The sequence below is a fragment of the Alistipes sp. HGB5 genome, from assembly GCF_000183485.2.
GTDB classification, from domain to species: Bacteria; Bacteroidota; Bacteroidia; order Bacteroidales; family Rikenellaceae; genus Alistipes; species Alistipes finegoldii.
In genome coordinates this window covers 1-1,036 of the sequence record NZ_AENZ01000047.1, presented here as the reverse complement: position 1 = coordinate 1,036, position 1,036 = coordinate 1, and the positions used below count along the sequence as shown (strand labels likewise).

The 1,036-nt window shown below is 53.7% G+C and carries 3 protein-coding genes; all 3 read left to right on the top strand.

Features of this window, described 5'->3' with window-relative positions; translation table 11 throughout:
* Window positions 1-193 precede the first annotated feature (193 nt).
* Window positions 194-406, top strand: coding sequence for a hypothetical protein (locus HMPREF9720_RS07220; RefSeq protein ID WP_009597561.1), 213 nt, complete (start codon window positions 194-196; stop codon window positions 404-406).
* A 12-nt stretch (window positions 407-418) separates the two neighbouring features.
* A complete protein-coding gene (locus HMPREF9720_RS07215; protein WP_009597564.1) occupies window positions 419-718 on the top strand; it encodes a hypothetical protein in 300 nt (99 codons plus the stop codon).
* A gap of 48 nt (window positions 719-766) precedes the next feature.
* Window positions 767-1,036, top strand: a 270-nt coding sequence (locus tag HMPREF9720_RS07210) for an LPD28 domain-containing protein (RefSeq protein ID WP_009597563.1), incomplete at its 3' end; no start/stop codon positions are given.

The window sequence follows — 1,036 nt, the reverse complement described above, 5'->3', positions numbered from 1 at the left end:
CAAACTCATACTTAAACCCTGATCGACTACAGCTATGAGTACGACGAAAGCGATCGACTTGCAAAAACATATCCGGGAAGGCTGGAGGGTGGAGGATTTCATCGACTCTCTGTCCCCGGAGGTCGAACGGATTATGGCCGGAAGAGGCTGGCGCAAACTTTTTCGATTGTATAACCTGAAATGAAGACGATCCATGGAACGAAACATTATTATTGAAAATATCTGCACCGCATGCCACTGCGGCGAACGTCGCGCCGAGGAATATCTGGCCGTGGAACTTCGCAACCTGCGGGAACTGCGGGATGCCGGGGCTCTGTGCTACGGCGATCTTGAAACGGCCTGCTCTGGACTGGGACTGGACTTCGATTATACGGACTATTTCTGTCGGACCTTGTCACTGAACTAACTCCGATTTACGATGAACAATCTTTGTTTCAACCGTTTCACACTGCGGACGGACGATGCGAAAACCCGCCGCAAAATCCTTCGCTGGCTGGCTCTCAATTACCGCTTGTACGAATACCTCCCCTCTGACGCAGAGGTTCGCGGACGGTTCATCTCGTGCAAACCTTTTCCCGCCGAGGCGTTCCGGCGTCAGATCGGGAAATTGCACAACGATGGAACGCTGTTCCTGCGGATTGTCTCTGCGGACTTATATACGCTCTATGTGGAAGGTAACGTCTATCTGCGCGGAGCGTGGCACCGAATCTTTCTTTAATCACCTGCCGCCTGTTCCGAAACGAGCGGGCGGCATTATTTCAATATCATGGCATACGAATCATCCATCCCTTTCGCGGATATCCGGGATTTCCGCGAGGCCGAGATCAATGGTATTCCGGCCCTTTTCACCATGTCTCGTCTCGATTCCGAAACCCTTCCCGCAGATTTTCACTCGTGCGAGGTCATGGGCGGTAGGGGCAGCGATTTCCAGTGGCTCGTTCCGCTGGCTTTGGCAAACTTCACCGGAACGTTCGTCTCCCGGCAGCCCCTGCTCCGGGAAGGACAGGCGTACGCTGAAATACGCCGGTACGGCATC